This window comes from Bartonella jaculi (assembly GCF_039543045.1).
Lineage (GTDB): Bacteria > Pseudomonadota > Alphaproteobacteria > Rhizobiales > Rhizobiaceae > Bartonella > Bartonella jaculi.
Map to the genome: position 1 here is coordinate 1 of NZ_BAABIZ010000105.1, position 1,551 is coordinate 1,551.

Annotated in this window: 1 protein-coding gene; it reads left to right on the forward strand. The window is 48.9% G+C overall.

Features of this window, described 5'->3' with window-relative positions; genetic code table 11:
• Window positions 1–1,394: transposase domain-containing protein (locus ABD915_RS09560; protein ID WP_345117706.1), on the forward strand; the 1,394-nt coding region annotated here is incomplete at its 5' end.
• Between the last annotated feature and the right edge of the window lie 157 nt (window positions 1,395–1,551).

The window sequence follows — 1,551 nt, forward strand, 5'->3', positions numbered from 1 at the left end:
TGGTTTCGGTGGCGCAGGAGAAAGGTTGGGCGCCGATCCCTTCAGAGCGGGCGTTACGGCGTCGTTTTAAGGCACAAGTTTCCAAAGCGGTTGTGGTTTTAGCGCGTGAGGGAGAGGAGAGGGCAAAAAAGCTTTATCCCGCCCAACGGCGTGATCGGCGTGCCTTGCATGCAATGGAAGCGGTGAATATGGACGGGCATAAGTTGGATGTTTTTGTGAATGTTCCTTGGGGTGAGAAGCCTGTACGGCTTTATTTGATTGCCATTCAAGATCTTTATTCAGGCAAGATTTTATCATGGCGCTTATCGGATGCTGAGACTTGGGAAATCGTACGTTTGGTGATTGGGGATATGGTGGAGGCTTATGGGATACCAGAGCGCATGACTTTGGATAATGGGCGTGCTTTTACCAGCAAATGGATTTCTGGAGGTGTCTCCAACCGCTTTCGTTTTAAGATTAAGGCGGATGAACCGCAGGGTCTTTTGACCAGTTTGGGTATTCAATTGCAATGGACCACACCTTATAGCGGACAGTCTAAACCGATTGAGCGGGCATGGCGTGATTTGGCAGAGGCGATTTCAAAACACCCGTTATGTGCGGGGGCTTATACGGGTAATAAACCGGATGCCAAGCCGGAAGATTATGGCAAGCGGGCGATAGATTTGGAAAAATTTAAAGCCCATGTTGGGGCGCAGATTGTGGCGCATAATGCGCAAGCGGGACGCAAGGCGGTTAATTGTGCGGGGCGCAGTTTTGATGAGACCTTTACTGAGAGTTTGCAAGCAGAGGGAACGATTGTTCGGCAAGCAACCGCGGCACAGAGGGCTTTATGGCTTTTGACTTCAGAGGCATTGCGTACGCAAAAGGGGACGGGCGAGATCCATTTTTATGGCAATCGCTATTGGGCGCGGGCGTTGAACAGTTATGCAGGAGAAAAGGTGATTGTGCGCTTTGACCCGGATAATTTGCATCAAGATTTGCGGGTTTATGATTTGAATAATCAGTTGCTTTGTTTGGCGCCTTGCCTTGCGGATGTGGGTTTTTACGACCAGCAGGCGGCGCGCTTGAATGGGCGTTTGCGTAAAGAATATGTGAGAGCTGTTAAAGCAGAAAAGCAGTTGGCGGCAAAGCTTGCGCCGGATCAATTGGCGGATGTTTATGCAAAAGTTGCAAGGAGGGGGGATGATGCAAAATCCAAGCGTTCTGTTTCCCCAAAGGTAAGCCGCTTGATGCCAAAGAATGCGGGGAATCTGGCTTTAAAAGCCCCTGATGCGGTTTTGGGGGATGATGAGGCTTTGGATTCTCGAGAGTTTAGTCAACATTTGCACCAAGCTTTAAGGCGCCTTAGCGCTTCAAGTGAGGTGCATGAAGTGATCAAGTTTCCTAGAAGATAGGAAAAGAGAGGGGGGGGACTTACAAGAGTCAAGAGTGCCTATAAGGGGGGCTGGTTTTGTATCGCGTACCAGCTTGAAGCGTTAACAAAGAAAGGGGGGAGGAGAAGTCTTAATCCATTTCAATATTTTAAATCAATACAATTAAGTTTTCAGGTGT